At 63.8% G+C, this 22,664-nt stretch carries 19 protein-coding genes and 1 pseudogene; 7 read left to right on the top strand and 13 right to left on the bottom strand.

The features are described 5' to 3' along the window. Positions 1–8: 8 nt before the first annotated feature. From ACM62G_RS15145 to ACM62G_RS15100, 10 genes are all read right to left on the bottom strand, one after another. Positions 9–602 (bottom strand): aminodeoxychorismate/anthranilate synthase component II, encoded by a 594-nt coding sequence (locus tag ACM62G_RS15145; protein ID WP_054057003.1) that lies wholly within the window; start codon positions 600–602, stop codon positions 9–11. A gap of 13 nt (positions 603–615) precedes the next feature. Then, a complete protein-coding gene (gene trpE, locus ACM62G_RS15140) occupies positions 616–2,103 on the bottom strand; it encodes an anthranilate synthase component I (RefSeq protein ID WP_054057004.1) in 1,488 nt (495 codons plus the stop codon). A 71-nt stretch (positions 2,104–2,174) separates the two neighbouring features. Further along, complete coding sequence (locus ACM62G_RS15135) at positions 2,175–2,993, bottom strand: phosphoglycolate phosphatase (protein WP_054057005.1); 819 nt, start codon at positions 2,991–2,993, stop codon at positions 2,175–2,177. Then, the gene (gene rpe, locus ACM62G_RS15130; protein ID WP_273825962.1) at positions 2,990–3,664 is read right to left on the bottom strand and encodes a ribulose-phosphate 3-epimerase; all 675 of its coding nucleotides are present in this window, start codon (positions 3,662–3,664) and stop codon (positions 2,990–2,992) included. Before rpe ends, ACM62G_RS15135 begins: the two co-directional genes overlap by 4 nt. A 169-nt stretch (positions 3,665–3,833) precedes the next feature. After that, positions 3,834–4,658 (bottom strand): ABC transporter permease, encoded by an 825-nt coding sequence (locus ACM62G_RS15125; protein ID WP_054057007.1) that lies wholly within the window; start codon positions 4,656–4,658, stop codon positions 3,834–3,836. A 13-nt stretch (positions 4,659–4,671) separates the two neighbouring features. Continuing rightward, entirely contained in the window at positions 4,672–5,919 is a 1,248-nt protein-coding gene (locus tag ACM62G_RS15120; RefSeq protein WP_054057008.1) for an ABC transporter permease, read from the bottom strand. A 211-nt stretch (positions 5,920–6,130) separates the two neighbouring features. Further along, entirely contained in the window at positions 6,131–7,174 is a 1,044-nt protein-coding gene (locus ACM62G_RS15115) for an ABC transporter substrate-binding protein (RefSeq protein WP_017902871.1), read from the bottom strand. 71 nt (positions 7,175–7,245) lie between these two features. After that, entirely contained in the window at positions 7,246–8,370 is a 1,125-nt protein-coding gene (locus ACM62G_RS15110) for an ABC transporter ATP-binding protein (protein ID WP_054057010.1), read from the bottom strand. 248 nt (positions 8,371–8,618) lie between these two features. Continuing rightward, the gene (locus tag ACM62G_RS15105) at positions 8,619–9,248 is read right to left on the bottom strand and encodes a response regulator transcription factor (RefSeq protein WP_054057011.1); all 630 of its coding nucleotides are present in this window, start codon (positions 9,246–9,248) and stop codon (positions 8,619–8,621) included. A gap of 17 nt (positions 9,249–9,265) precedes the next feature. Continuing rightward, positions 9,266–11,689: a PAS domain-containing sensor histidine kinase gene (locus tag ACM62G_RS15100; protein ID WP_273825964.1), complete on the bottom strand. Its 2,424-nt coding sequence runs from the start codon at positions 11,687–11,689 to the stop codon at positions 9,266–9,268. A 64-nt stretch (positions 11,690–11,753) separates the two neighbouring features. On the opposite strand from ACM62G_RS15100, the gene ACM62G_RS15095 reads away from it, so the two are divergent. Next, on the top strand, positions 11,754–12,746 hold the full coding sequence (locus ACM62G_RS15095; protein ID WP_419737431.1) for an alpha/beta hydrolase family protein: 993 nt from the start codon (positions 11,754–11,756) through the stop codon (positions 12,744–12,746). Positions 12,747–12,758: 12 nt separating this feature from the next. Here ACM62G_RS15095 and ACM62G_RS15090 read toward each other — a convergent pair whose 3' ends face one another. Genes ACM62G_RS15090 through ACM62G_RS15080 form a run of 3 tightly spaced genes read right to left on the bottom strand, consistent with a single transcriptional unit; the run spans position 12,759 to position 15,224 of the window. Further along, positions 12,759–13,526 (bottom strand): TerB family tellurite resistance protein, encoded by a 768-nt coding sequence (locus tag ACM62G_RS15090; RefSeq protein WP_054064663.1) that lies wholly within the window; start codon positions 13,524–13,526, stop codon positions 12,759–12,761. Between the two features lies 1 nt (position 13,527). Next, positions 13,528–14,202 carry an N-acetylmuramate alpha-1-phosphate uridylyltransferase MurU gene (gene murU / locus ACM62G_RS15085; protein WP_054057014.1) on the bottom strand — a complete coding sequence of 225 codons (675 nt, stop codon included), beginning with the start codon at positions 14,200–14,202 and terminating at the stop codon, positions 13,528–13,530. Further along, a complete protein-coding gene (locus ACM62G_RS15080; protein ID WP_419737430.1) occupies positions 14,199–15,224 on the bottom strand; it encodes an aminoglycoside phosphotransferase family protein in 1,026 nt (341 codons plus the stop codon). Before ACM62G_RS15080 ends, murU begins: the two co-directional genes overlap by 4 nt. Positions 15,225–15,622: 398 nt before the next feature. On the opposite strand from ACM62G_RS15080, the pseudogene ACM62G_RS15075 reads away from it, so the two are divergent. The 6 genes and pseudogenes from ACM62G_RS15075 to ACM62G_RS15050 form a co-directional block, all read left to right on the top strand. Continuing rightward, positions 15,623–18,178, top strand: a pseudogene (locus tag ACM62G_RS15075) (LPS-assembly protein LptD); the annotation flags it as partial. Further along, a complete protein-coding gene (locus tag ACM62G_RS15070) occupies positions 18,153–19,475 on the top strand; it encodes a peptidylprolyl isomerase (protein ID WP_081009941.1) in 1,323 nt (440 codons plus the stop codon). The pseudogene ACM62G_RS15075 and the gene ACM62G_RS15070, both read left to right, overlap by 26 nt. Then, positions 19,472–20,461 (top strand): 4-hydroxythreonine-4-phosphate dehydrogenase PdxA, encoded by a 990-nt coding sequence (gene pdxA, locus ACM62G_RS15065; RefSeq protein WP_273825968.1) that lies wholly within the window; start codon positions 19,472–19,474, stop codon positions 20,459–20,461. The genes ACM62G_RS15070 and pdxA overlap by 4 nt, the downstream gene beginning before the upstream one ends. Next, complete coding sequence (rsmA, locus tag ACM62G_RS15060) at positions 20,458–21,276, top strand: 16S rRNA (adenine(1518)-N(6)/adenine(1519)-N(6))-dimethyltransferase RsmA (protein WP_054057019.1); 819 nt, start codon at positions 20,458–20,460, stop codon at positions 21,274–21,276. Before pdxA ends, rsmA begins: the two co-directional genes overlap by 4 nt. A gap of 121 nt (positions 21,277–21,397) precedes the next feature. After that, positions 21,398–21,778 (top strand): Co2+/Mg2+ efflux protein ApaG, encoded by a 381-nt coding sequence (gene apaG / locus ACM62G_RS15055; RefSeq protein ID WP_054057020.1) that lies wholly within the window; start codon positions 21,398–21,400, stop codon positions 21,776–21,778. Continuing rightward, positions 21,778–22,653: a symmetrical bis(5'-nucleosyl)-tetraphosphatase gene (locus ACM62G_RS15050; protein WP_054057021.1), complete on the top strand. Its 876-nt coding sequence runs from the start codon at positions 21,778–21,780 to the stop codon at positions 22,651–22,653. The genes apaG and ACM62G_RS15050 overlap by 1 nt, the downstream gene beginning before the upstream one ends. The last annotated feature ends 11 nt before the right edge of the window (positions 22,654–22,664 follow it).

The following is a 22,664-nucleotide window of genomic DNA, read 5'->3' as shown; positions in this document are numbered from 1 at the left end:
AAAACTCCTTAGCGCACGCCGCCGGTCTGTTTGAGGAAGTTGGCGAACAGCTGGTGTCCCTGCTCGGAGAGAATCGACTCGGGGTGGAACTGTACCCCCTCGATGTTCAGCGTCTTGTGACGCAGGCCCATGATCTCGTCGACCGAGCCGTCTTCCAGCCGGGTCCAGGCGGTCAGCTCCAGGCACTCGGGCAGGGTCTCGCGCTTGACGATCAACGAGTGGTAGCGGGTAACGGTCAACGGCAGGTTCAGGCCCTCGAATACCCCCTTGCCTTCGTGGTACAGCGGGCTGGTCTTGCCGTGCATCACCTGACGGGCACGCACCACATCACCGCCAAAGGCCTGGCCGATGGACTGGTGGCCGAGGCAGACGCCGAGAATCGGCAGTTTGCCGGCGAAATGCCGGATGGCCTCCAGGGAAATGCCCGCCTCGGTCGGCGTGCAAGGGCCAGGCGAGACCACGATGCGCTCGGGCTTGAGGGCTTCGATTTCAGCCACGGTCAGTTCGTCGTTACGTACGACCTTGACGTCCGCGCCCAGCTCACCGAGGTATTGCACGACGTTGTAGGTAAACGAGTCGTAGTTATCGATCATCAGCAACATGACAAAGGGTTCCTCAGGCGTCGGACGCGGGGGTTTGTTCAGCAAGGGCGACCGCGCGGAACATCGCGCGACGCTTGTTCAGCGTTTCTTCCCATTCCAGCGCCGGCACCGAGTCGGCGACGATGCCGCCACCGGCCTGCACATGCAGTTCGCCGTCCTTGATCACCGCGGTACGAATGGCAATCGCGGTGTCCATGTTGCCGTTCCAGGCGTAGTAGCCGACCGCGCCGCCATACACGCCGCGCTTGACCGGCTCCAGTTCGTCGATGATTTCCATGGCGCGGATCTTCGGTGCGCCGGACAAGGTCCCTGCCGGCAGGATCGCCCGCAGCGCGTCCATGGACGTCAGGCCGCTCTTGAGCTGGCCGGTGACGTTGGAAACGATGTGCATCACGTTGGAGTAACGCTCGATCACCATCTTCTCGGTGAGTTTCACCGAACCGATCTCGGAAACCCGGCCGGTATCGTTGCGCCCCAGGTCGATCAGCATCAGGTGCTCGGCGATCTCCTTTTCATCCGACAGCAGGTCGTCTTCCAGTGCCCGGTCGGCGTCCTCGGTGGCACCGCGCGGGCGGGTGCCGGCGATCGGCCGCACGGTGATCAGGTTGTCCTCGACCCGCACCAGCACTTCCGGCGAACTGCCGACCACATGGAAATCGCCGAAGTTGAAGAAGTACATGTACGGCGTCGGGTTGAAGCAGCGCAGCGCCCGGTACAGGTCGATGGGCGCAGCCTTGAAGTCGATCGACATGCGCTGCGACGGCACCACCTGCATGCAGTCGCCGGCCAGGATGTATTCCTTGATGGTATCGACCGCACGCTCGTAGTCGCCCTGGGTAAAACTGGAGCGGAACAGCGGATCGGCCGCCGGTGGACGATCGAGTGCCAGCCCGCGCCGCGGCGTGATCGGCTGGCGCAGTTGCTCGAGCAACTGCTGCAGGCGCGCCTGGCCCTGCTCGTAGGCGTTGTCCTGCGCCGGGTCGGCGAGGACGATGGCGTGCATCTTGCCAGCCAGGTTGTCGAACACCACCACCGCATCGGAGACCATCAGCAGGATGTCCGGCACACCCAATGGATCGGGGTTCGGGCACTGGCCCAGGCGCTTCTCCACGTAGCGTACGCAGTCATAGCCGAAGTAGCCCACCAGGCCGCCGTTGAAACGCGGCAGTCCAGGGATGGTCGGAACGTTGTAGCGCGCCTTGAACGCCTCGACGAAGGCCAGCGGATCATCGGCCTCGCAGGCTTCGATCTCGACGCCGTCGTGGGTCACGCGGATCTGGTGATCATGCACCCGCAGCACGGTGCGGCATGGCAGGCCGATGATCGAGTAGCGGCCCCACTTCTCGCCGCCCTGCACCGATTCGAGCAGGTAGGAGTTGGGCTGGTCGGCCAGTTTCAGGTAGATCGACAACGGCGTATCGAAGTCGGCCAGGGTTTCGCAGGCAAGCGGGATGCGGTTGTAGCCGGCAGCGGCCAAACGCAGGAATTCTTCGCGGGTCATCATGTGCCTCGTGGCTTGAGGTTCAAACGGTCAGGTATGCAAACGCGCCGCACGGAGCGGCCAGATAAATGTCAGGCGCGCCAACGCCAACGGGCCAAGGCCTTGATGACTTTCATCCAGAGTTTGCGAGTGACCACCACGATGGCGTTTCCAGGAGGGGATTGATTACAGTCCGCCGACATTAGCTCAGCGCCGCCCTCCAGGCAACCGGGAATCAGTGCGCGCAGATCATCGATGACCAGCGCCGGCTGCTCTTCGGCGATCGGCCGGCCATGGTTGTAGCCATAGCTGAGGGCCACGCAGGCGACTCCGGCGGCCCTGGCGGCCTGCACATCGCTGCGCGAATCGCCGACGAACAGGCTCTGCGATGCCGGGATGCCGGCCATTTTCATGACATGGAAGAGCGCCGCCGGATCGGGCTTGCGCTGTGGCAGGGTGTCGCCGCCAATGATCCAGCGGAAGAAGCGCCCCAACTGCATCTCGTCGAGCAGGGGCGCGACGAAACGTTCGGGCTTGTTGGTGATCAGGGCCATTTCCACACCCTGCTTCTGCATCCAGCGCAGGGTTTCCCGGACGCCGGGGTAGACCGTGGTCCGGTCATGGCCGCCATCATAGGCCGCCATGAACAGCTCCAGGCCCTGCTCGGCGTCGCTTTCGCTCACCGCCGAGTGATCGAGGCCACCGGCCAGGGCCCGACGCACCAGCACCGGGGCGCCGTTGCCGACCCATTCGCGCACCGCTTCCAGGCCGGCAGCGGGCCGGCCCAGGGCGAGCAGCATCTTGTCGACGGCGGCCGCCAGGTCCGGTACCGAATCGATCAGCGTACCATCCAGATCGAACATCACCAGCTTGGGCAGCCCACCCGCAAAGAGCTGCTCGAAGGCACTCATGATCGGGCCAGCGCCAGCTCGGCGCGCATCTTCTGGATGACGTCGCGGTAATCCGGAGCGTTGAAGATCGCCGAGCCGGCGACGAAGGTGTCAGCTCCGGCCTCGGCGATTTCGCGGATGTTGTTCACGTTCACCCCACCGTCGATCTCCAGGCGGATATCACGGCCGCAGGCATCGATCAGCGCCCGTGCCTCGCGCAGCTTGTCGAGGGTCCCGGGAATGAACTTCTGCCCACCGAAGCCCGGGTTGACGCTCATCAGCAGGACCATGTCGACCTTGTCCATCACGTACTTGAGCACATCCAGCGGCGTGGCCGGGTTGAACACCAGGCCAGCCTTGCAACCACCATCGCGGATCAGTTGCAGGGAGCGGTCGACATGCAGGGTGGCTTCGGGATGGAAGGTGATATAGGTCGCACCGGCCTCGATGAAGTCGCCGATGATGCGATCCACCGGGCTGACCATCAGGTGCGCGTCGATCGGCGCGGTAATGCCGTACTTGCGCAGCGCCGCGCAGACCATCGGGCCGATGGTCAGGTTGGGGACGTAGTGGTTGTCCATGACATCGAAGTGCACGATGTCGGCGCCGGCGGCGAGAACGTTGTCCACTTCCTCACCCAGACGGGCGAAGTCGGCGGAAAGAATCGACGGAGCAATTGCGAAGGGCTGCATGACGCACCTTTTTGAGCGGAATCACGGTGGCGCGCATTGTATACCTCATGTTTCGCCAAACGCACCGTGACCGCGATAATTGGCCGCACATGCAGCAGGCTCTTTTCCTACGACTTTAGTCGCACCCCAGGGGCGCATCCACGGGGGTGGATGCCCCGCCCGGCAAGGCTCAGGCCTGGGTGGTACGTAGCTTCTCGCTGCGCCCGCGCAGCCATTCCAGGGTCAGCAGCAGGATCACCGAGAAGGCGATCAGCAAGGTCGCGGCGGCGGCGATGGTCGGGCTGAGGTTTTCGCGGATACCGCTGAACATCTGCCGTGGTAGCGTCGCCTGTTCGGGGCCGGCGAGGAACAGCGTCACCACCACCTCGTCGAAGGAGGTGGCAAAGGCGAACAGCGCCCCGGAAATCACCCCCGGTGCAATCAGCGGCAGGGTCACCCGGCGGAACGTCGTCAGCGGCGATGCCCCCAGGCTGGCCGCAGCACGTACCAGATTGTGGTTGAAGCCCTGCAGGGTCGCCGAGACGGTGATGATCACGAACGGCACACCCAGCACCGCATGCACCACGATCAGCGAGGAAAAGCTGTTGCCCAGCCCCAGTGGCGCAAAGAACAGGTAGCTGGCGACGCCGATGATCACCACCGGCACCACCATCGGCGAAATCACCAGGGCCATCACCAGCGGCTTGCCGGGGAAGTTGCCACGGGTCAGGCCGATGGCCGCCAGGGTACCGAAGACCATCGCCAGCACCGTCGCCGCCGGGGCGACGATGATGCTGTTCTTCAGGGCGCGCATCCACTCGGCGGAGGCGAAGAAGTCCTGGTACCAGTGCAGCGAGAAACCTTGCAGCGGATACACCAGGAAACTGCCGGCATTGAACGACAGCGGAACGATCACCAGTACCGGCAGGACCAGGAACAACAGGATCAACCCGCACAGGATGCGCAAGCTATAGAACCAGACCCGCTCGACGGGCGACATGTATGGACTGAGCATTTCGATTCTCTCCTTAACCCAGGCTCAGGCGGCTGGCGCCCACCAGCCGGCTGTAGATCAGGTACAGCAGCACGGTCGCCAGCAGCAGCAGGCCGCCCAACGCCGTCGCCATGCCCCAGTTGATGCTGGTGTTGGTGTAGAAGGCGACGAAATAGCTGACCATCTGATCGTTCGGGCTGCCCAGCAGCGCGGGGGTGATGTAGTAGCCGATCGCCAGGATGAACACCAGCAGGCAACCGGCGCCGACACCGGCATAGGTCTGCGGGAAGTACACCCGCCAGAAGCTGGCGAACGGGTGGCAGCCCAGGGAGATCGCCGCCCGCATGTAGGTCGGCGAGATACCTTTCATTACGCTGTAGATCGGCAGAATCATGAACGGCAGCAGGATGTGCACCATGGAGATGTAGACCCCGGTACGGTTGAACACCAGTTCCAGCGGCTTGTCGATCACCCCCATGGCCATCAGTGCGCTGTTGATCAGGCCGCCCGACTGCAGCAGCACGATCCACGCCGCCACCCGCACCAGGATCGAGGTCCAGAACGGCAGCAGCACGAGAATCATCAGCAGGTTGCTCTTGCGTGCCGGCAGGTTCGCCAGCAGGTAGGCCAGCGGATAGGCCAGGACCAGACAGACCGCGGTGATCACCAGGCCCATCCAGAACGTGCGGGCAAAGATATCGAGATAGATGGCCTGGTCAGGGGTGGCCGGGGCCAGTTCGCCGAGGTCGTCGATGCGATGATCGACGGCCGCCAGCAGGTAATAGGGGGTGACACTACTGGTATTGCGCCGGATCGCCTGCCAGTAAGCCGGATCGCCCCAACGTTCATCGAGGGCTTCCAGGGCTTCCTTGTAGGAGGCCGGTTCAGTCTTGAACGGCAGGGAGCGGGCAGTCTTGGTCAGCAGGCTGCGGTAGCCGGCCAGCTCCATGTTCAGGCGCTTGGACAAGTCGCCCAGGTTCTGATTCTTGCGGGCCTCACCCAGCTCTTCGCCAAGGGCCTTGTAGGCTGCCTCTCCAGGCAGGCCCTTGCCATCCCAGGCCGACACGGCTGCCACGGTACGCGGCAGGGCGCTGATCACCTCGGGGTTGCCGACGCTCTTGTAGAGCAGCGCGACGATAGGCACCAGGAACACCAGCAGCAGGAACAGCACCAGCGGCGCGATCAAGGCCTGGGCCTTCCAGCGGTTGACCCGCTCGGCGCGTGCCAGGCGCTGCTTCAGGGTGGGACTGGTCCCCTCGTTCAGAGGAACGGTGATGGCCATGACGAACTCCGGAAAATTTTTATTGTTACTGACGCATACCGACACCCGATGTGGCGTCTGTAGGAGCGCGGCTTGCCCGCGAATAGGCCCTTGAGGCCGCTAAAAGCTTCGCGGGCAAGCCACGCTCCTACAGGTCAAGGCCAGCAGCATTGGCGGCGCTTGAACGGACGCCGCCGCCAGCAAGCCGGCTCCCACAAAGGGCTGTGGTGTATTACTTGGCCGCCCAGGCGTTGAAGCGCTGCTCCAGTTGCTCGCCGTTGTCAGCCCAGAAGCTGACGTCGATCTGCACCTGGTTGGCGATGTTTTCCGGCGTGGTCGGCATATCCTTGAGGATGTCCTTGGCCAGCAACGGTACCGCCTGGGTGTTGGCCGGGCCGTAGGCGATGTTCTCCGAGTAGGTCTTCTGCTGCTGCGGCATCACCGAGAAGGCGATGAACTTCTTCGCCACGTCGGCACGTGCCTTGTCCAGGCCCTTCGGAATGGCCCAGGCATCGAAGTCGTAGATACCGCCGTTCCACACCACCTTCAGGTTGCTTTCCTTCTGCACCGCGGCGATCCGGCCGTTGTAGGCCGAGCTCATCACCACGTCGCCCGAAGCGAGGTACTGCGGTGGCTGGGCACCGGCTTCCCACCACTGGATGTAGGGCTTGAGTTCATCGAGCTTCTTGAAGGCGCGATCCTGGCCATCCTTGCCGGCCAGCACCTTGTAGACGTCTTTCGGTGCAACGCCGTCAGCCATCAGGGCGAATTCCAGGGTGTACTTGGCACCCTTGCGCAGGCCGCGCTTGCCCGGGAATTTCTTGGTGTCCCAGAAATCGGCCCAGCTGGTTGGCGCGGAAGCGAGCTTGTCGGCGTTGTAGGCCAGTACGGTCGACCAGACGAAGAAGCCTACGCCGCATGGCTGGATGGCACCCTTGACGTAGTCTTCGGTCTTGCCGAACAGCGCCGGGTCCAGTTGCTCGAACATGTCTTCGTCACAGCCGCGGGACAGTTCCGGCGACTCGACTTCGACCAGGTCCCAGGACACGCTCTTGGTGTCGACCATGGCCTTGACCTTGGCCATCTCGCCGTTGTACTCGCCGGCGACGATCTTGCCGTTGCCCGCCTGAGCCTCCCAAGGGGCATAGAACGCCTTGACCTGGGCCGCCTTGTTCGCGCCACCAAAGGACACCACGGTCAGGTCGGTCGCCGCCATGGCATTTGCCGCGCACATCAGCCCTACTGCGAGGGCACTGAATTTCAGGGATTTGAGCATTTATTCTTCTCTCCACGAGTGCAGGTTGGTGAAGCACGGGGCGATGGATTCGCCTCTTGGGGTACAGCGCTTCAGCTGGCGTCGAGCACCGGGTCCAGCGCGCGAACGTGCTCGACCTGCCAGCCAAGGGGTACGACATCACCGACCGCCAGCGCCGGGTCGAGCTCGGCGATGGGCTGTTTCACGAAGAAGTCGGTTTTGCCGCAGACTTCCAGACGCACGCGAACGTGGTCGCCCAGATAGATGAATTCGGCCACACGCCCGGAGAAGCGGTTGACGCAGGATTCGCTGGAACCGTTGAGGCTGATGCGCTCGGGGCGGATCGACAGGGTCACCGGCTCGCCGGCCTTGCCGACATTCACCGCCAGGGCCTCGACCTTCTCGCCGCGCCCCAGCTCGACCACGCAGCGATCGCCGTTGTGGCTGTGCAGGCGCCCGCTGAGGCGGTTGTTCTCGCCGATGAAGTTGGCGACGAAAGTGTTGCGCGGCTCTTCATAAAGCGTGCGCGGTGGCGCGATCTGCTGGATCTCGCCCTGATGGAACACCGCCACCCGATCGGACATGGTCAGGGCTTCGCCCTGGTCGTGGGTCACGTAGACCACGGTCACGCCGAGACGCTGGTGCAGGTGCTTGATTTCCATCTGCATGTGTTCGCGCAGTTGCTTGTCCAGCGCGCCGAGCGGCTCGTCCATCAGCACCAGTTGCGGCTCGAACACCAGTGCCCGGGCCAACGCCACCCGCTGCTGCTGGCCGCCGGACAACTGCGCCGGGTAACGCTGGGCGAACTTGTCGAGCTGAACCATGCCCAGCACACGCTTGACCCGCTCGCTGATGTCGGTCTTGCTCAGGCCGCGCACGGTCAGCGGGAACGCCAGGTTCTCGGCCACGGTCATGTGCGGGAACAGCGCATAGTTCTGGAACACCATGCCGATATCGCGCTTGTGCGGCGGCACGTTGTTGATGGAGCGCCCGGCCAGTTGGATCTCGCCGGCGGTCGGGGTTTCGAACCCGGCCAGCATCATCAGGCTGGTGGTCTTGCCGGAACCGGAGGGCCCGAGCAAGGTAAGGAATTCGCCCTTGCGAATGTCCAGGTTGAGGTCCTTGACGATCAGGTTTTCCCCATCGTAGCTCTTCTGCACGCCACGAAAGCTGACCAGGATGTCCTTGGCCCCAGCGCTTGAATCAACCTCGCTCATACCCACACCTTTTTGTTTTGACTGCCGTGGTCTAAGCCTAGTGAAGGCTGCACACAGCGCAAATCGGGGGCCGGGAGAGATTGTCCTCAGCAGTCTGGAAGAGTTGTTGTAGGGATTGCCCTACAGGGATGGCGCTATTGGATAAGCCGACAAACGGATCGCCACGGCAGGCCTTATGACATCATCCAGCCCCGGCCGACAATTGTCGCAAATGGATACGCCCACTCTTTTTTCCATCGGCGCAAGCGTCAGAGCAACTTGTGCTCCATGGCGTATTTCACCAGTTCAGCCAGGGAGGTGACGTTGAGTTTCTGCATCAGCCTGGCCTTATGGGTACTGATGGTCTTGCTGCTCAACGCCAGTTGCTGGGCGATGTCATTCACGTTGGCGCCCTGGGCCAGGCGTTCGAATACCGAAAATTCCCGCTCCGACAGCAACGCGTGCAGTGGCCGGGAATCGGTCAGGCCGACCTCGAAGACCATCCGGTCGGCCAGCTCGGGGTCGATGTAGCGCCCGCCCGCCGCCACCTTGCGAATGGCGGTCAGCAACAGCGACGGATCGCTGTCCTTGGTGGCATAGCCGGCGGCGCCGATCTTCAGCGCCCGGGCGGCCATCTGCGCCTCGTCATGCATCGACAGCACCAGGATCGCCGGCGGATCGCTCAGCGCGCGAATCCGCGGAATGGCCTCCAGGCCGTTGACCCCGGGCATCGAGATATCCAGCAGTACCACCTCGCAGGGCGTATGCCGCAAGGCTTCCATCAGTTGCTCGCCATTGCTCGCCTCCCCCGCCACCTGCAGGTCCTTGGCCAGGCCGATCAACTGCTTGATGCCCTCGCGGACGATGGTGTGGTCTTCGGCTACCAGTACGCGGATCACGTCTTACTCCTGCTCGGTCAAAGGGCTTGCATGGCCTGCGGCGGGTCCAACGGTACACGAACGCTCAGGGTCGTGCCTTCGCCGACAGCGCTTTCCAGCGACAGGCTGCCGCCCAGCATCAGTACGCGCTCGCGCATGCCGACCACGCCGAACGAAGTCGGCCGGCCACTCGGGGCGACAAACCCGACACCGTCATCGCTGATGCTCAGGCACAGGTCCCGCCCGTCGATCGCCAGCGTCAGTTCCACAGTATGCGCCTGGGCATGGCGCATGACATTGGTCAGCGCCTCCTGGAGAATCCGGAACAGCCCGGTGGCCTTGGCATCGCTGAGCGCCGGCAGGTTTTCCGGAACCTGCACCAGGCACGGGATCTGCGTCCGCGCCTCGAAACGCCGCGCCTGCCATTCGATCGCCGAGGCGATGCCGGCATCGAGAATCGGCGGGCGCAAGGCGGTCGCGACATCGCGCACCAGTTGGAACAATTGCGCGATCAGCTTCTTCATGCTGTTCAGGCGCTCGTTCAACCCGGGGTCCAGCTCGGCATAGGCCAACTCGCACATGGAGGTTTCCAGCTTGAGCACCGTCAGCATCTGCCCCAGCTCATCGTGAACCTCCCGGGCGATACGGGCCTTCTCTTCCTCCCGGACACTCTCCAGGTGCGCCGACAGCTCGCGCAGTTGCTCGCGCGAACTGGCCAGTTCCAACTCGATCCGCTTGCTTTCACTGATGTCCCAGACGATACCGTCCCAGACCATCGTGCCATCCGCCAGACGGCGGGTGATGGCCTTGATCTCGGCCCAGCGCTGCCGGCCTTCGCGGGTCATGATCCGGCCCTGCCAGGACCAGTCGCTGCCGGAATCGATCGCCAGGTCCTGGACACGATGATAGTCGGCGCGGTCGTCCGGATGGACCACGCTGCGCAGGCCGACCTCCTGCCGACGCAGGGTGGCGGGCGCATGGCCCACCAGGCTCTCGCTGCCCTCGCTGATATACGGGAAGTACAGCTCGCCGGTCTGCGGCACCCGCTCCAGGCGAAATACCAGGCCCGGAACGTTGGCCGCGATCCCCTTGAGCCGGGCCTCGCTCTCCTGCAGCGCGGCCAGGGCACGGCGGCGCTCGGTGACATCGTTGAGATAGACCACCAGGTATTCGCCATCGCGAAAGCGCAGGAAGCTGAGGGACACGTCGGCCGGCAGGATGCTGCCGTCGGCCCGCAGGCATTGGGTCTCGAAGCTTTGTGGCGCCTCGTCGCTGGCCCGGGCGCGCTTCCACAGGTTCAGCCAGCGGTCCATGTGCAGGTTCGGCTCAAAGTCGATCAGCGGCCGATCGAACAACGCGCCCGGGGGGTAGCCGAGCATCTCCTCGGCCGCCCGGTTGGCATAACGCACGTGGCTGTCCCAGTTGACCCAGAGAATGCCCACGGTGCTCTGGTCGATGGAAAACTGGGTCAGGCGCAAGGCCTCCTCGCTGGCCTCGCGTCGGGCCAGGTCCTCGCGGGCGGCGAGCAGGGCCTGCTCGAGGCTGCGTTGCTGGCGGCGCAACCAGAACACGATCGCCAGGCCCGCCATGAACATCACCGCCAACAGCAGGCAAAGGTTCTGCCAGAAGCCCGGCGATGCCGACAGGCGCGGGTACTTGGGTTGCAACCAGCGCAGGTGGAGTTGATCGAGGTCCCGAGCCGGTATCGCATGCAACGCCTTCTCGACGATGCCCGCCAGTTCCGGCCAGTCACGTCGGCTGGCCACCCGCAACAGTTGCGGCAGACCGATATCGCCGACCACCGCCAGCCCGGCGAACTCTTCCTCGCCGGACAGGCGACTGAGTTGCGCCTCATCGACCACGGCATAACGGGCCTGCTGGCTCAACAGCAGTTGCAGGGCCTGGCGCTCCGCCGGAACGCCCTGCAGGTTGAGATTGCTGTAGGTACCGCGCAGGTAATCGGCAATCGCACTGGGCATGCGCACGGCGACCCGGGTCTGGCTGTCGAGCTTTTCCAGCTCCACGGCCCCGGCGCCGTTGCGCTCGCCAACGACCAACTGCGGCACCCGCATGTACGGATCGGAGAACAGCCAGAGGCGCAGGCCGGCCGGCGTCTGGGTCAGGCCCGGGGCGAGATCGACCTCGCCCTCCTCCAGAGCCTTTTCCAACTGGGCCTGGTCGGGAAAGTTACGCCAGGTCAGCTCGACATTCATCGCCTTGGCCAGCCACTGCATCAACTCGACATTGGCCCCCGACAGGCGCTGCAGACGTCGGTCGTACTGCGCGTAAGGCGCCTGCAGTACCAGCCCGACCCGCAGTTCACGATGCTCGTCGAGCCAGCGGCGCTGCTCGGCGGACAAGGGCAGGCCATTGCCCGCAGGGGCCGGCGCAGCCCAGGCGATCAAGGGAAGACACAGCCAGCCGATAACCCAAAGACAGCAAAAACGCATGATTCGACTCATCCACACTGACAAATACTGACCAACCCATTAGGCTGCCAGGATTACCTCTGGCCTGGAAAATCCGATGCCCCCTGTCTACCGCTCGGCACTGCCTGCGCTGTGCCTGTCGATGATCCTACCGCTTGCCGCGCCGGTCCTGGCGGCAGATCCGGCACCCGCACCGGCGAAAGACACGCCCGCCGAGAAACCGGTTGAACGCCAGTCCTTGCCCGAACGCAGCCAGGAAGACGCCACCGCCCTGGAGCGGCAACTGCCGCTACAGGAGCAACAACAGCTGCAGGCGGCCGGTGACACCTTCCTGGCCCTGTGGAAACCGGCCAACACCCCGACGCCCAGCGGTGCGGTGATCATAATCCCCGGGGCCGGTGAAACCGCTGACTGGCCTCAAGCCGTCGCGCCCTTGCGCAACCAATTGCCGGACGCCCAGTGGAGCAGCCTGAGTCTGACACTCCCGGACCTGCAAAGCGACGCCTCCCTGCCACGGGTGGTCGAAGCGCCAAAACCGGCGGAGCCGGCAGCGAGCAACAGCAAGGACGCCAGTACCACCAGCAAGCCGATCGAACAGGCGGCCAGCGCCGAAGCCGACATCCCCGACCAGGCCCCCGCCGCCACCGCCGAGGACCCGCTCAAGGGCGATGCCGAGCGGATCTTTGCCCGTTTCGATGCCGCCATTGCCTACGCTCAACAGCAGAATGCCCGCAGCATCGTGTTGCTGGGGCATGGCACCGGCGCCTACTGGGCAACCCGCTATCTGATCGAGAAAGCCTCGCCACAAGTGCAGAAGCTGGTGCTGGTGGCCGCGCAGACGCCGGCCAGCGCCAAGGCAGACCTGGCGCAACTGGCGCCCGGCCTGAAAGTGGCGACCGCCGACTTCTTCTATCAGGACAAGGCGCTGGATCGCAAAGCCGCCCTGCTGCGCCTGCAAGCCAGCAAACGCCAGAAGACTTCCAGCTACACCCAGGTGGGACTGAAGGCGATACCGGGCAACCCGGGCCAGCAACAGTTGGTCCGGCGGGTTCGTGGCTACCTGAACCCGCAGGATCAGGACAGCCAGTAACCCGCCTGCACCTCAGCGGAAGTCCCGGCGCTCGCGGATCAGCGCATAGGCCTGATGCAACTCCCGGGTTTTCTCGGTGGCTTCCTGCACCTGGGCCGGGGTCGCGCCCATCCCGGCCACCTTGTCCGGGTGGTGACGACTGAGCAGGCGCCGATAAGCCCGCTTGATCTGTGCCGGCTCGCTGGTCGCGGTCACCCCGAGTACCCGCAAGGCATCCTGATAGCTGCCGGCGCTGCTCATCAGCGGCTTGCGGCTGGGCTCGTAGTCACTGGCCAGGGCCTGGACCTGCTGCGTCGTCCAGCCCAGCCACTTGCCCCAGAGCAGAATCAGCTCGCGCTCCTCACGCCCGGCCCGACCGTCGGCCCAGACCATTCGCCAGCAGGCCCGCAGCACACCCTCGGCGGCGTGGGGCTGGGCCTTGAGGTGACGCAGGTAGCCACGCAGGCGATCCTCTCCCGACTTGCCCCGGTTGAACGCGGCAATCGCCCGCCGCTGCGCCGGTTCGCCCATGTCCAATTGGCGCATTTCCTGACGCGCCTGCTGGATGTGCCCGTCGACCACCCGTCCATCGCTCTTGGCCAGGCGCCCGAGCAGGACGAACAGCAGTTCGTCGTTGCGCAGTGCCGGTTTGCCGCCCAGGCGTTCGCGCAGGTGTGCCCAACTGTGCAACTGCAGGCGCCGATCCAGCGCCTGCCCCAACAACCCGCCCAACATGGCCCCCGGAATGCTGGCGATGGCAAAGCCCGCCCCGGCTCCAATCAGAGTCCCTGGCCACAACATATCAGTGCCTCTCTTGCAGCAGTTGCTCGACTTGGGCCAGGCGCTCCACGGTGCCGACATCCACCCACTGTCCCTGAAGGTGCTCGCCGCTCACCTGCCCTCGGGCCATGGCCTCGCGCAACAGTGGGGCCAGCTTGAACGCCCCGGCATGGCAACCGGCAAACAGTCGCGGATGCAGCACCGAGATGCCGCTGAAGGTCAGCCTGGGCAGATCCGGACGATCATCGAACAGCCGACCGTCAAGCAGCGCAAAGTCGCCCCCGGACGGATGATGCGGCGGGTTGTCGACCATCACCAGGTGAGCCAGGCCATCCAGCGGACGGCGCAATGCCGAAAAATCATAATCGGTCCAGATATCGCCATTGACCACCAGGAAGGGCTCGTCGCCCAGCAACGGCAGCGCCCGGAAGATCCCGCCACCGGTCTCCAGCGGCTCGCCTTCGGGCGAATAGGCGATGCTCAGGCCATGACGCGAACCGTCGCCGAGGTAATCCTCGATCTGCTGGCCGAGCCAGGCATGATTGATGACGATCTCCCTGAAGCCGGCCGCCGCCAGGGCCCGCAGGTGATAGTCGATCAGCGGCACGCCGTTGGCCCGGATCAGCGGCTTGGGTGTATGCAGGGTCAGCGGGCGCATGCGCTCGCCCTTCCCCGCCGCCAGGATCATCGCCCTCATAGCGCGGCACCGGACGGCAGGCGCAGGCTGTCAAGCAGTTCACCCAGCTCGGCCAACTCCGGCCGGCGTGCCAGCACCGCTTCGATATAGGCGAAGAAGCGCGGCACGTCCGCCAGGTAGCGCGGCTTGCCATCGCGATGGCAGATACGGGCAAAAATACCGATCACCTTCAGGTGGCGCTGCACCCCCATCAGGTCGCTGGCCCGGTGGAACGCCTCGAAATCCGCCTGGACCGCAATGCCCTGCCGACGAGCCCGCTCCCAGTAACCATGCAGCCAATCGACGACCCGGGCCTCGGGCCAACTGAGAAACGCATCCTTGAACAGGCAGGTAATGTCGTAGGTCACCGGACCGTAGACCGCATCCTGAAAGTCCAGCACCCCCGGGTTGGGCTCGCTCGCCATCAGATTGCGCGGCATGTAGTCGCGGTGCACCAGCACCTTCGGCTGTGCCAGGGCACTGTCGATCAACAACGTACTGACCCGCTGCCACAGCTCCAGTTGCCGTGGGCTGAAGACGGCGCCCAACTCGCGCCCCACATACCATTCGGGGAACAGCTCCAGCTCGCGCCGCAGCAGGGCGACGTCATAGCTCGGCAGGTCGGCCTCCAGCGGCAGTTGCTGGAAAGCCAGCAAGGCATCGATGGCATCGGCGAACAGGGCATCGGCGTTCTCGTCGTCGATCACATCCAGATAGGTCCGGTTGCCCAGGTCGTTGAGCAGCAGAAAGCCGTTTTCCAGATCCTGAGCATAAATTTCCGGCACGTTGATGCCGGATTTCGCCAGCAAATGGGCAATATCCACGAAGGGTTTGCAGTTCTCGCGCGGCGGCGGAGCATCCATCACGATGAAGCTGCGGCCCTCGCCCTGCCAGCGGAAATACCGGCGGAAACTCGCGTCACTGCTGGCTGCGGTTAATGTGGCGTCCGGTACGGCACCCCAGCCCCTGGCCAGGAACAGGGATGCCAGTTGCTCATCCAGCCAAACTTTCAGGTGTTGCAAGCGTAGATCTTGGTCGGGCATTACTAAGGGTCTCCGACGGCGCTAGCCGTCAAGCGGGTCATGCTTTATTATCCAGCATCTTTTTCAGACCATCGATAGGCGTGCGGCCCTTACCGCGGGCAGATGGCACGCAGGAAGCCCGGACTAATAAGATGGCATTGAAATCCCCCGCGTTTCGTAGAAAGTTTCCGTTGCTGGTCACCGGCGGTTTGCTGGCCCTGCAACCTCTGGCCACTTCGTTCGTTGTTGCTGCTGAACAGTATGACTGCTCGGCCTCGGCTTCGGGCGCCTGGAGTTGTGCGCCGAAAGCGACCACCGCCCAGTTGCCACCGCGTCCCGTGCACGACGCCGGCTCGGTCGGCGGCAACTCCCAGGCCACCGCGGACAGCAGCTCCGGCAGCGACAGCGCGCCGGCGACCAAGCTGGTCACCGAAGCCAAGGGCCGTGGTCTGAAATCCCGCAGCGCCGACTACAGCCACCTCGACTGGGTTCCCCGCGAGAAGCTGACGCCGGCCCAGTTGGCCGAGACCGGACCATACTGCTCTGGTGCCTATATCGAACCGATTCGTCCTGGCATGAATGACAAGACGAATAAAAGTGATGCGCCGACCTTCATCGGTGCCAAGGCTTCGCGTTACGAGCAGGAGCAACAGGTCGCCAGCCTGGCCGGTGACGTGGTCATGCGCCAGGGCAGCATGCAGGTCGAGGCCGACGAGGCGAACCTGTACCAGGCGGAAAACCGTGGCGAGCTGAGCGGCAACGTGCGTGTTCGCGACAACGGCGCCCTGATGGTCGGCGATCACGCGGACGTCCAGCTGGACACCGGCGAAGCCAAGGTCGACAACGCCGAATACGTGCTGCACAAGTCGCGCGTGCGGGGCAGCGCGCTCTACGCCAAGCGGGCCGAGAACGCGATCATCCGTCTCAAGGACGGTACGTACACCACCTGCGAACCGAGCAGCAACGCCTGGCAACTCAAGGGCAACAACATCACCCTGAACCCGGCGACCGGCTTCGGTACCGCGACCAACGTGACACTGCGGGTCAAGGACATTCCGGTCCTGTACACACCGTATATCTACTTCCCGATCGACAACCGTCGCCAGTCCGGCTTCCTGCCGCCGAGCTTCAGTTCGGATAGCGACAACGGCTTCACCCTGGTCACACCGTACTACTTCAACCTGGCACCGAACTACGATGCCACGTTGTACCCACGCTACATGACCAAGCGCGGCTTGCTGATGGAAGGCGAATTCCGCTACCTGACCAAGTCCAGCGAAGGCCAGTTCGGCGGCGCGTACCTGAACGACGACAGCAATGATCGCTCGAAGCAGACCGACTCCGAAAAAACCCGCTACATGCTCAACTGGCAGCACAAGGGCGGCCTGGACTCGCGTGTCCTGACCGAAGTCGACTACACCAAGATCAGCGACCCCTACTACTTCCAGGACCTGACCAGCGACCAGATCGGCGTCAAGGATGCCGGTGTCTACGTCAACCAGCAGGCTGCTGTCAGCTACCGCGGCGACAGCTACACCGCCAGGCTGAACCTGCAGGCGTACCAGATGGCCAGCGTGTCCAACATCACGCCTTACAACCGCCTGCCGCAGATCACCTTCAACGGTGAACTGCCTTACCATCCCGAAGGTCTCGATTTCACCTACGAGACTGAAGCGGTGCGTTTTGAGCGTAGCCTGGAGACCGGCAACTTTCTTGACAAGGATGGCGGGCCGTTCAACGCGGACGGTACCGTGGGCACACCACGCCTGGACACCAACGTCGCCGGTCTGGCCCGCGCCAACGGTGACCGCCTGAATCTCAAGCCAGGTGTCAGCCTGCCACTTAACTGGACCTATGGCTACGTAAAGCCATCGCTCAAGTACCAGTACACCAAGTACGATCTGGACCTTGGCGCCCAGGGCAGAGAGGATCTGCTCACCAACCGTGGCAACGCTTCTGCCTTGGGTGAGAGCTACAGCAGCTCGCAAAGCCGTGGCGTGCCTATCGCCAGCATCGACAGCGGCCTGTACTTCGACCGCAATACCAGCATGTTCGGCACCAACTATCGCCAGACCCTGGAACCACGCCTGTTCTATCTCTACGTTCCAGAGAAGGACCAGAAGGACATTCCGGTTTTCGATACGGGTGAGTACAGCTTCAACTACGCCTCGCTGTTCCGCGAGAACCGTTTCTCCGGTTCGGACCGTGTCGGCGACGAGAACAAGCTGTCCCTGGGCGTGACCAGCCGCTGGATCGAGGACAACGGCTTCGAGCGCCAGCGCATCAGCGTCGGCCAGGCCCTGTACTTCAAGGACCGCACCGTGCAGTTGCCGGGTGTCGACTACCGTACCCGCGCCGACGCCAAGGCCAACGTTTCGCCCTACGCCCTGGAATACGCCTACCGTTTCAACCGCGACTGGCGCGCGACCGCCGACTACAACTGGGACCCGGACAGCCACAGCCCACGCTCGGGCAGTGCGATGTTCCACTACCAGCCTGAAGACAACCCGAACAAGGTCTTCAACGCCGGCTATCGCTATCGCAACGACCAGGTTATCTACAACCAGAACACCGGTCAGTGGCAGTTCGGTGGTGACTACGGCACTCCAGGCACGCCTGGCTACGTGAAGGACTACTACAAGATCCAGCAGCACGATTTCTCGGTCATCTGGCCGATGGTGCCGCAGTGGAACGTCATCAGCCGCTGGCAGTACGACTACAACCGCAACCGCACGCTGGAAGCCTTTGGTGGTTTCGAGTATGACAACTGCTGCTGGAAACTGCGCCTGATCAACCGTTACTGGGTCAAGTATGACGAATTCAGTCAGGAAGCCCCACAGAACGAGAAAGGCGACCACGGCATCTTCCTCCAAATTGTCCTGAAGGGTCTGGGCGGCGTTCTCGGCCAGAAAGTAGAAACCTTCCTCGACAAAGGCATCCAAGGTTATCGTGAACGTGAAGATCAAGCTTTCTGATTGTCTGCGCCCGCTGATGCTGGGCGCACTGGCCCTGAGTGCCGCGGTTCACGCCGCGGTACAACCCCTGGACAACGTCGTGGCGATCGTCGACAACGACGTGATCATGCAGAGCCAACTGGACCAGCGCGTCCACGAAGTCCAGCAGAGCATTGCCAAGCGTGGCGGCGGCGTACCACCGACCAGCGTCCTGGACCAGCAGGTCCTCGACCGCCTGATCGTCGAGAACCTGCAGCTGCAGATCGGCGAACGCTCCGGCATTCGCATTTCCGATGAGGAACTGAACCAGGCCATCGGCAGCATCGCCCAGCGCAACAACATGTCGATCGACCAGTTCAAGGCCGCCCTGGCCCACGACGGCCTCTCCTACGAGGACGCCCGCGACCAGGTTCGCCGTGAAATGATCATCAGCCGCGTGCGCCAGCGCCGGGTTGCCGAGCGGGTGCAGGTGTCCGAACAGGAAGTGAAGAACTTCCTCGCCTCGGACCTGGGCAAGATGCAGCTTTCTGAAGAACTGCACCTGGCCAACATCCTGATCGCCACCCCGGACAGCGCCAGTTCGCAAGCCATCCAGGCCGCGGCGGCCCAGGCCCAGGACATCTACCGGCAGCTGAAGCAGGGTGCCGACTTCGCCCAGTTGGCGATTGCCAAGTCCGGCAGCGACAACGCCCTTGAAGGCGGCGACATGGGCTGGCGCAAGCCGGCACAACTGCCACCACCGTTCGACCAGATGTTGAGCAACCTGCCGGTAGGCGGGATCACCGAGCCAGCCCGTGCACCCGGTGGTTTCATCATCCTCAAGGTGCTGGACAAGCGTGGTGGCGAGACCCAGATGCGCGACGAAGTGCATGTTCGTCACATCCTGATCAAGCCGAACGCCATCCGCAGCGAAGCCGAGACCCAGGCACTGGCCCAGAAACTCTACGAGCGCATCCAGAATGGTGAAGACTTCGCCACCCTGGCCAAGAGCTTTTCGGAAGACCCGGGTTCGGCTCTCAACGGTGGCGACCTGAACTGGATCGACCCGAAGGTACTGGTTCCCGAGTTCCAGGAAGTGATGGCCAAGACCCCGCAAGGCGTGCTGTCCAAGCCGTTCAAGACCCAATACGGCTGGCACGTGCTGGAAGTCCTCGGCCGTCGCGCCACCGACAGCACCAATCAGGCTCGCGAGCAACAGGCCATGACCGTACTGCGTAACCGCAAGTACGACGAAGAACTGCAGACCTGGCTGCGCCAGATCCGCGACGAGGCCTACGTTGAAATCAAGCTCCCTGGCGCAGACCAGGCAGCCAAGTGAAACCCAGGCGTTTTGCGCTGACCCCCGGCGAGCCGGCAGGCATCGGTCCAGACCTTTGCCTGCTGCTGGCCTCGCAGCCCCAGCCCTACCCCCTGATTGCCATTACCAGTCGTGACCTGCTCGCCGAGCGGGCCACGCAACTGGCGGTGGCCGTCGACCTGCTGGCGGTAGGGCCGGACCACTGGCCAGAGCAGCCGGCCCCCGCTGGCAGCCTCTACGTCTGGGATACGCCACTGGCCGCCCCGGTCGTGCCCGGGCAACTGGACCAGGCCAACGCGGCCTTCGTCCTGGAAACCCTGACTCGCGCCGGCGAAGGCTGCCTCAACGGCGATTTCGCCGGCATGATCACCGCTCCGGTGCACAAGGGCGTGATCAACGACTCCGGGATCGCCTTTTCCGGGCACACGGAGTTCCTCGCCGACCTGACCCATACCCGCCAGGTGGTGATGATGCTCGCCACCCGCGGACTGCGCGTGGCGCTGGTCACCACGCACCTGCCGCTGCGCCAGGTGGCCGACGCGATTACCGACGAGCGCCTGGAGCGCGTCACGCGCATCCTGCACACCGATCTCAAGGAAAAGTTCGGCATCGCCCAGCCACGAATCCTGGTATGCGGGCTCAACCCCCATGCCGGTGAAGGTGGTCACCTGGGCCACGAAGAGATCGACGTCATCGAACCGACCCTGGAGCGTCTGCGCAGTGAGGGCATGGACTTGCGCGGCCCGCTGCCCGCCGACACTCTGTTTACCCCCAAATATCTGGAGCACTGCGACGCGGTGCTGGCGATGTACCATGATCAGGGCCTGCCCGTGCTGAAATACAAAGGTTTCGGCGCGGCAGTCAACGTGACCCTCGGCTTGCCGATCATCCGCACCTCGGTCGACCACGGCACTGCCCTGGACCTGGCCGGCAGCGGCAAAATCGACACCGGCAGCCTGCAAGTCGCCCTGGAAACCGCCTACCAGATGGCCGAGACCCGTTTATGAGCGAGCAATACCAACACCGGGCGCGCAAGCGCTTCGGCCAGAACTTCCTGCATGATGCCGGCGTGATCGATCGCATCCTGCGGGCCATCCGAGCCAAGGCCGAAGACCGCATGCTGGAAATCGGCCCGGGCCAGGGCGCCCTGACCGAAGGCCTGCTGAGCAGCGGCGCACAACTGGACGTGGTTGAACTGGACAAGGACCTGGTCCCGATCCTCAACCAGCAGTTCGCCGGCAAGCCGAACTTCCAACTGCATCAGGGCGATGCACTGAAGTTCGACTTCACCACGCTGAACGCCGCCCCCAACAGCCTGCGAGTCGTCGGCAACCTGCCCTACAACATCTCGACACCACTGATTTTCCACCTGCTGGACAATGCCAGCCTGATCCGCGACATGCACTTCATGCTGCAGAAGGAAGTCGTCGAGCGTCTGGCCGCCGGCCCCGGTGGTGGCGACTGGGGTCGCCTGTCGATCATGGTCCAGTATCATTGCCGCGTCGAACACCTGTTCAACGTCGGCCCTGGCGCTTTCAATCCGCCACCCAAGGTCGACTCGGCGATCGTCCGCCTGGTACCTCACCAGGTGCTACCGCACCCGGCCAAGGATCACCGCCTGCTGGAACGCATCGTTCGCGAAGCCTTCAACCAGCGCCGCAAGACCCTGCGCAACACGCTCAAGGCCCTGCTCAGCAGCGCCGACATCGAGGCCGCCGGCGTCGATGGCAGCCTGCGCCCGGAGCAACTGGACCTGGCCGCCTTCGTCCGCCTGGCCGACAAGCTCAGCGAACAGTCCGACAAGTCGCCAGTCACCGACTGACAGTACACCCCACCGTGACCGGGTACGGCGCCAGACAGCATATCTGGCCTACTACCCGGCACTTGGCCTAGACTGAGTGCCATCAGTCGCATCTTTCGCTTTTGCTTCCAAGGCCTCTTGCATGTCCGATCCTCGCTATCAGGTCGACGTCAGCGTCGTCACCCGGTTCCTCGCTGAACAATCCCAGCCCGAACAGAACCGCTTCGCCTTTGCCTACACCATTACCGTGCAGAACAACGGGCAGTTGCCTGCGCGCCTGCTGTCCCGACACTGGGTGATCACCGACGGTGACGGCCACGTGGAGGAGGTTCGCGGGGCCGGCGTGGTCGGCCAGCAGCCGCTGATCGAAGTCGGAGAAAGCCACACCTACAGCAGTGGCACGGTCATGACCACCCAGGTCGGCAACATGCACGGCAGCTACCAGATGCTGGCCGAGGATGGTCAGCACTTCGACGCCATCATCGCGCCGTTCCGTCTTGCCGTACCCGGAGCCCTGCACTGATGGCGGTGTACGCCGTCGGCGACCTGCAAGGCTGCCTGGAACCGCTCAAGTGCCTGCTCGAACGGGTGCGCTTCGACCCTGCCTGCGATCGCCTGTGGCTGGTCGGCGACCTGGTCAACCGCGGCCCGCAGTCCCTGGAGACCCTGCGCTACCTCTATCGCATGCGCGACTCGCTGGTCTGCGTGCTCGGTAATCATGACCTGCACCTGCTGGCTGCCGCGCAGAACGTTGAACGCCTGAAGAAAAGCGACACCCTGCGCGAAGTACTCGAAGCCCCGGATGCACCGGAACTGCTCGGCTGGTTGCGCCAGCAGAAGCTGCTGCATCATGACCCGGAACGCAACGTGGCACTGGTCCATGCCGGTATTCCGCCACAGTGGTCGCTGAAAAAGGCGCTCAAACTCGCCGCAGAAGTCGAAGCGGCCCTGCGTGACGACCAGCAGTTCAGGCCCTTCCTGGCTGGCATGTACGGCAACGAACCGAACAAGTGGGACGGCGACCTGGAAGGCATCACCCGCCTGCGGGTGATCACCAACTATTTCACCCGCATGCGCTTCTGCACCGCCGAAGGCAAACTCGACCTCAAGGGCAAGGAAGGCGCCGACACCGCGCCGGCCGGCTACGCGCCCTGGTTCAGCTTCAGGGAGCGCAGGACCCAGGGGCTGAAGATCATCTTCGGTCATTGGGCCGCACTCGAAGGCCAATGCGACGTGCCGGACATCTTCGCCCTCGACACCGGTTGTGTCTGGGGCAGTGCCATGACCCTGATGAACGTCGACACCGGCGAGCGCCTGAGCTGCAAGTGCGACAGCCAGGGCGGCGTCGCACCACCGCCGACCCTGGCCGAGCGATTCCGCGCCTGGCTCTATCGCTGACTTTACGACCT

The organism is Pseudomonas sp. COR18, assembly GCF_048568395.1.
Classification (GTDB): Bacteria; Pseudomonadota; Gammaproteobacteria; order Pseudomonadales; family Pseudomonadaceae; genus Aquipseudomonas; species Aquipseudomonas fuscovaginae_B.
The sequence above is the reverse complement of the archived record's forward strand: the minus strand, read 5'-3'. Positions and strand labels throughout refer to the sequence as shown.

Excerpts from the sequence above, each read along its gene's own strand:
- ACM62G_RS15100 (WP_273825964.1), bottom strand. The coding sequence starts at position 11,689 with ATGAGTCGAATCATGCGTTTTTGCTGTCTTTGGGTTATCGGCTGGCTG.
- ACM62G_RS15125 (WP_054057007.1), bottom strand. The coding sequence starts at position 4,658 with ATGCTCAGTCCATACATGTCGCCCGTCGAGCGGGTCTGGTTCTATAGC.
- ACM62G_RS15110 (WP_054057010.1), bottom strand. The coding sequence starts at position 8,370 with ATGAGCGAGGTTGATTCAAGCGCTGGGGCCAAGGACATCCTGGTCAGC.
- ACM62G_RS15120 (WP_054057008.1), bottom strand. The coding sequence starts at position 5,919 with ATGGCCATCACCGTTCCTCTGAACGAGGGGACCAGTCCCACCCTGAAG.
- ACM62G_RS15090 (WP_054064663.1), bottom strand. The coding sequence starts at position 13,526 with ATGTTGTGGCCAGGGACTCTGATTGGAGCCGGGGCGGGCTTTGCCATC.
- ACM62G_RS15080 (WP_419737430.1), bottom strand. The coding sequence starts at position 15,224 with ATGCCCGACCAAGATCTACGCTTGCAACACCTGAAAGTTTGGCTGGAT.
- rsmA (WP_054057019.1), top strand. The coding sequence starts at position 20,458 with ATGAGCGAGCAATACCAACACCGGGCGCGCAAGCGCTTCGGCCAGAAC.
- ACM62G_RS15050 (WP_054057021.1), top strand. The coding sequence starts at position 21,778 with ATGGCGGTGTACGCCGTCGGCGACCTGCAAGGCTGCCTGGAACCGCTC.
- apaG (WP_054057020.1), top strand. The coding sequence starts at position 21,398 with ATGTCCGATCCTCGCTATCAGGTCGACGTCAGCGTCGTCACCCGGTTC.
- ACM62G_RS15095 (WP_419737431.1), top strand. The coding sequence starts at position 11,754 with ATGCCCCCTGTCTACCGCTCGGCACTGCCTGCGCTGTGCCTGTCGATG.
- ACM62G_RS15145 (WP_054057003.1), bottom strand. The coding sequence starts at position 602 with ATGTTGCTGATGATCGATAACTACGACTCGTTTACCTACAACGTCGTG.
- ACM62G_RS15115 (WP_017902871.1), bottom strand. The coding sequence starts at position 7,174 with ATGCTCAAATCCCTGAAATTCAGTGCCCTCGCAGTAGGGCTGATGTGC.
- murU (WP_054057014.1), bottom strand. The coding sequence starts at position 14,202 with ATGAGGGCGATGATCCTGGCGGCGGGGAAGGGCGAGCGCATGCGCCCG.
- trpE (WP_054057004.1), bottom strand. The coding sequence starts at position 2,103 with ATGACCCGCGAAGAATTCCTGCGTTTGGCCGCTGCCGGCTACAACCGC.
- ACM62G_RS15135 (WP_054057005.1), bottom strand. The coding sequence starts at position 2,993 with ATGAGTGCCTTCGAGCAGCTCTTTGCGGGTGGGCTGCCCAAGCTGGTG.
- rpe (WP_273825962.1), bottom strand. The coding sequence starts at position 3,664 with ATGCAGCCCTTCGCAATTGCTCCGTCGATTCTTTCCGCCGACTTCGCC.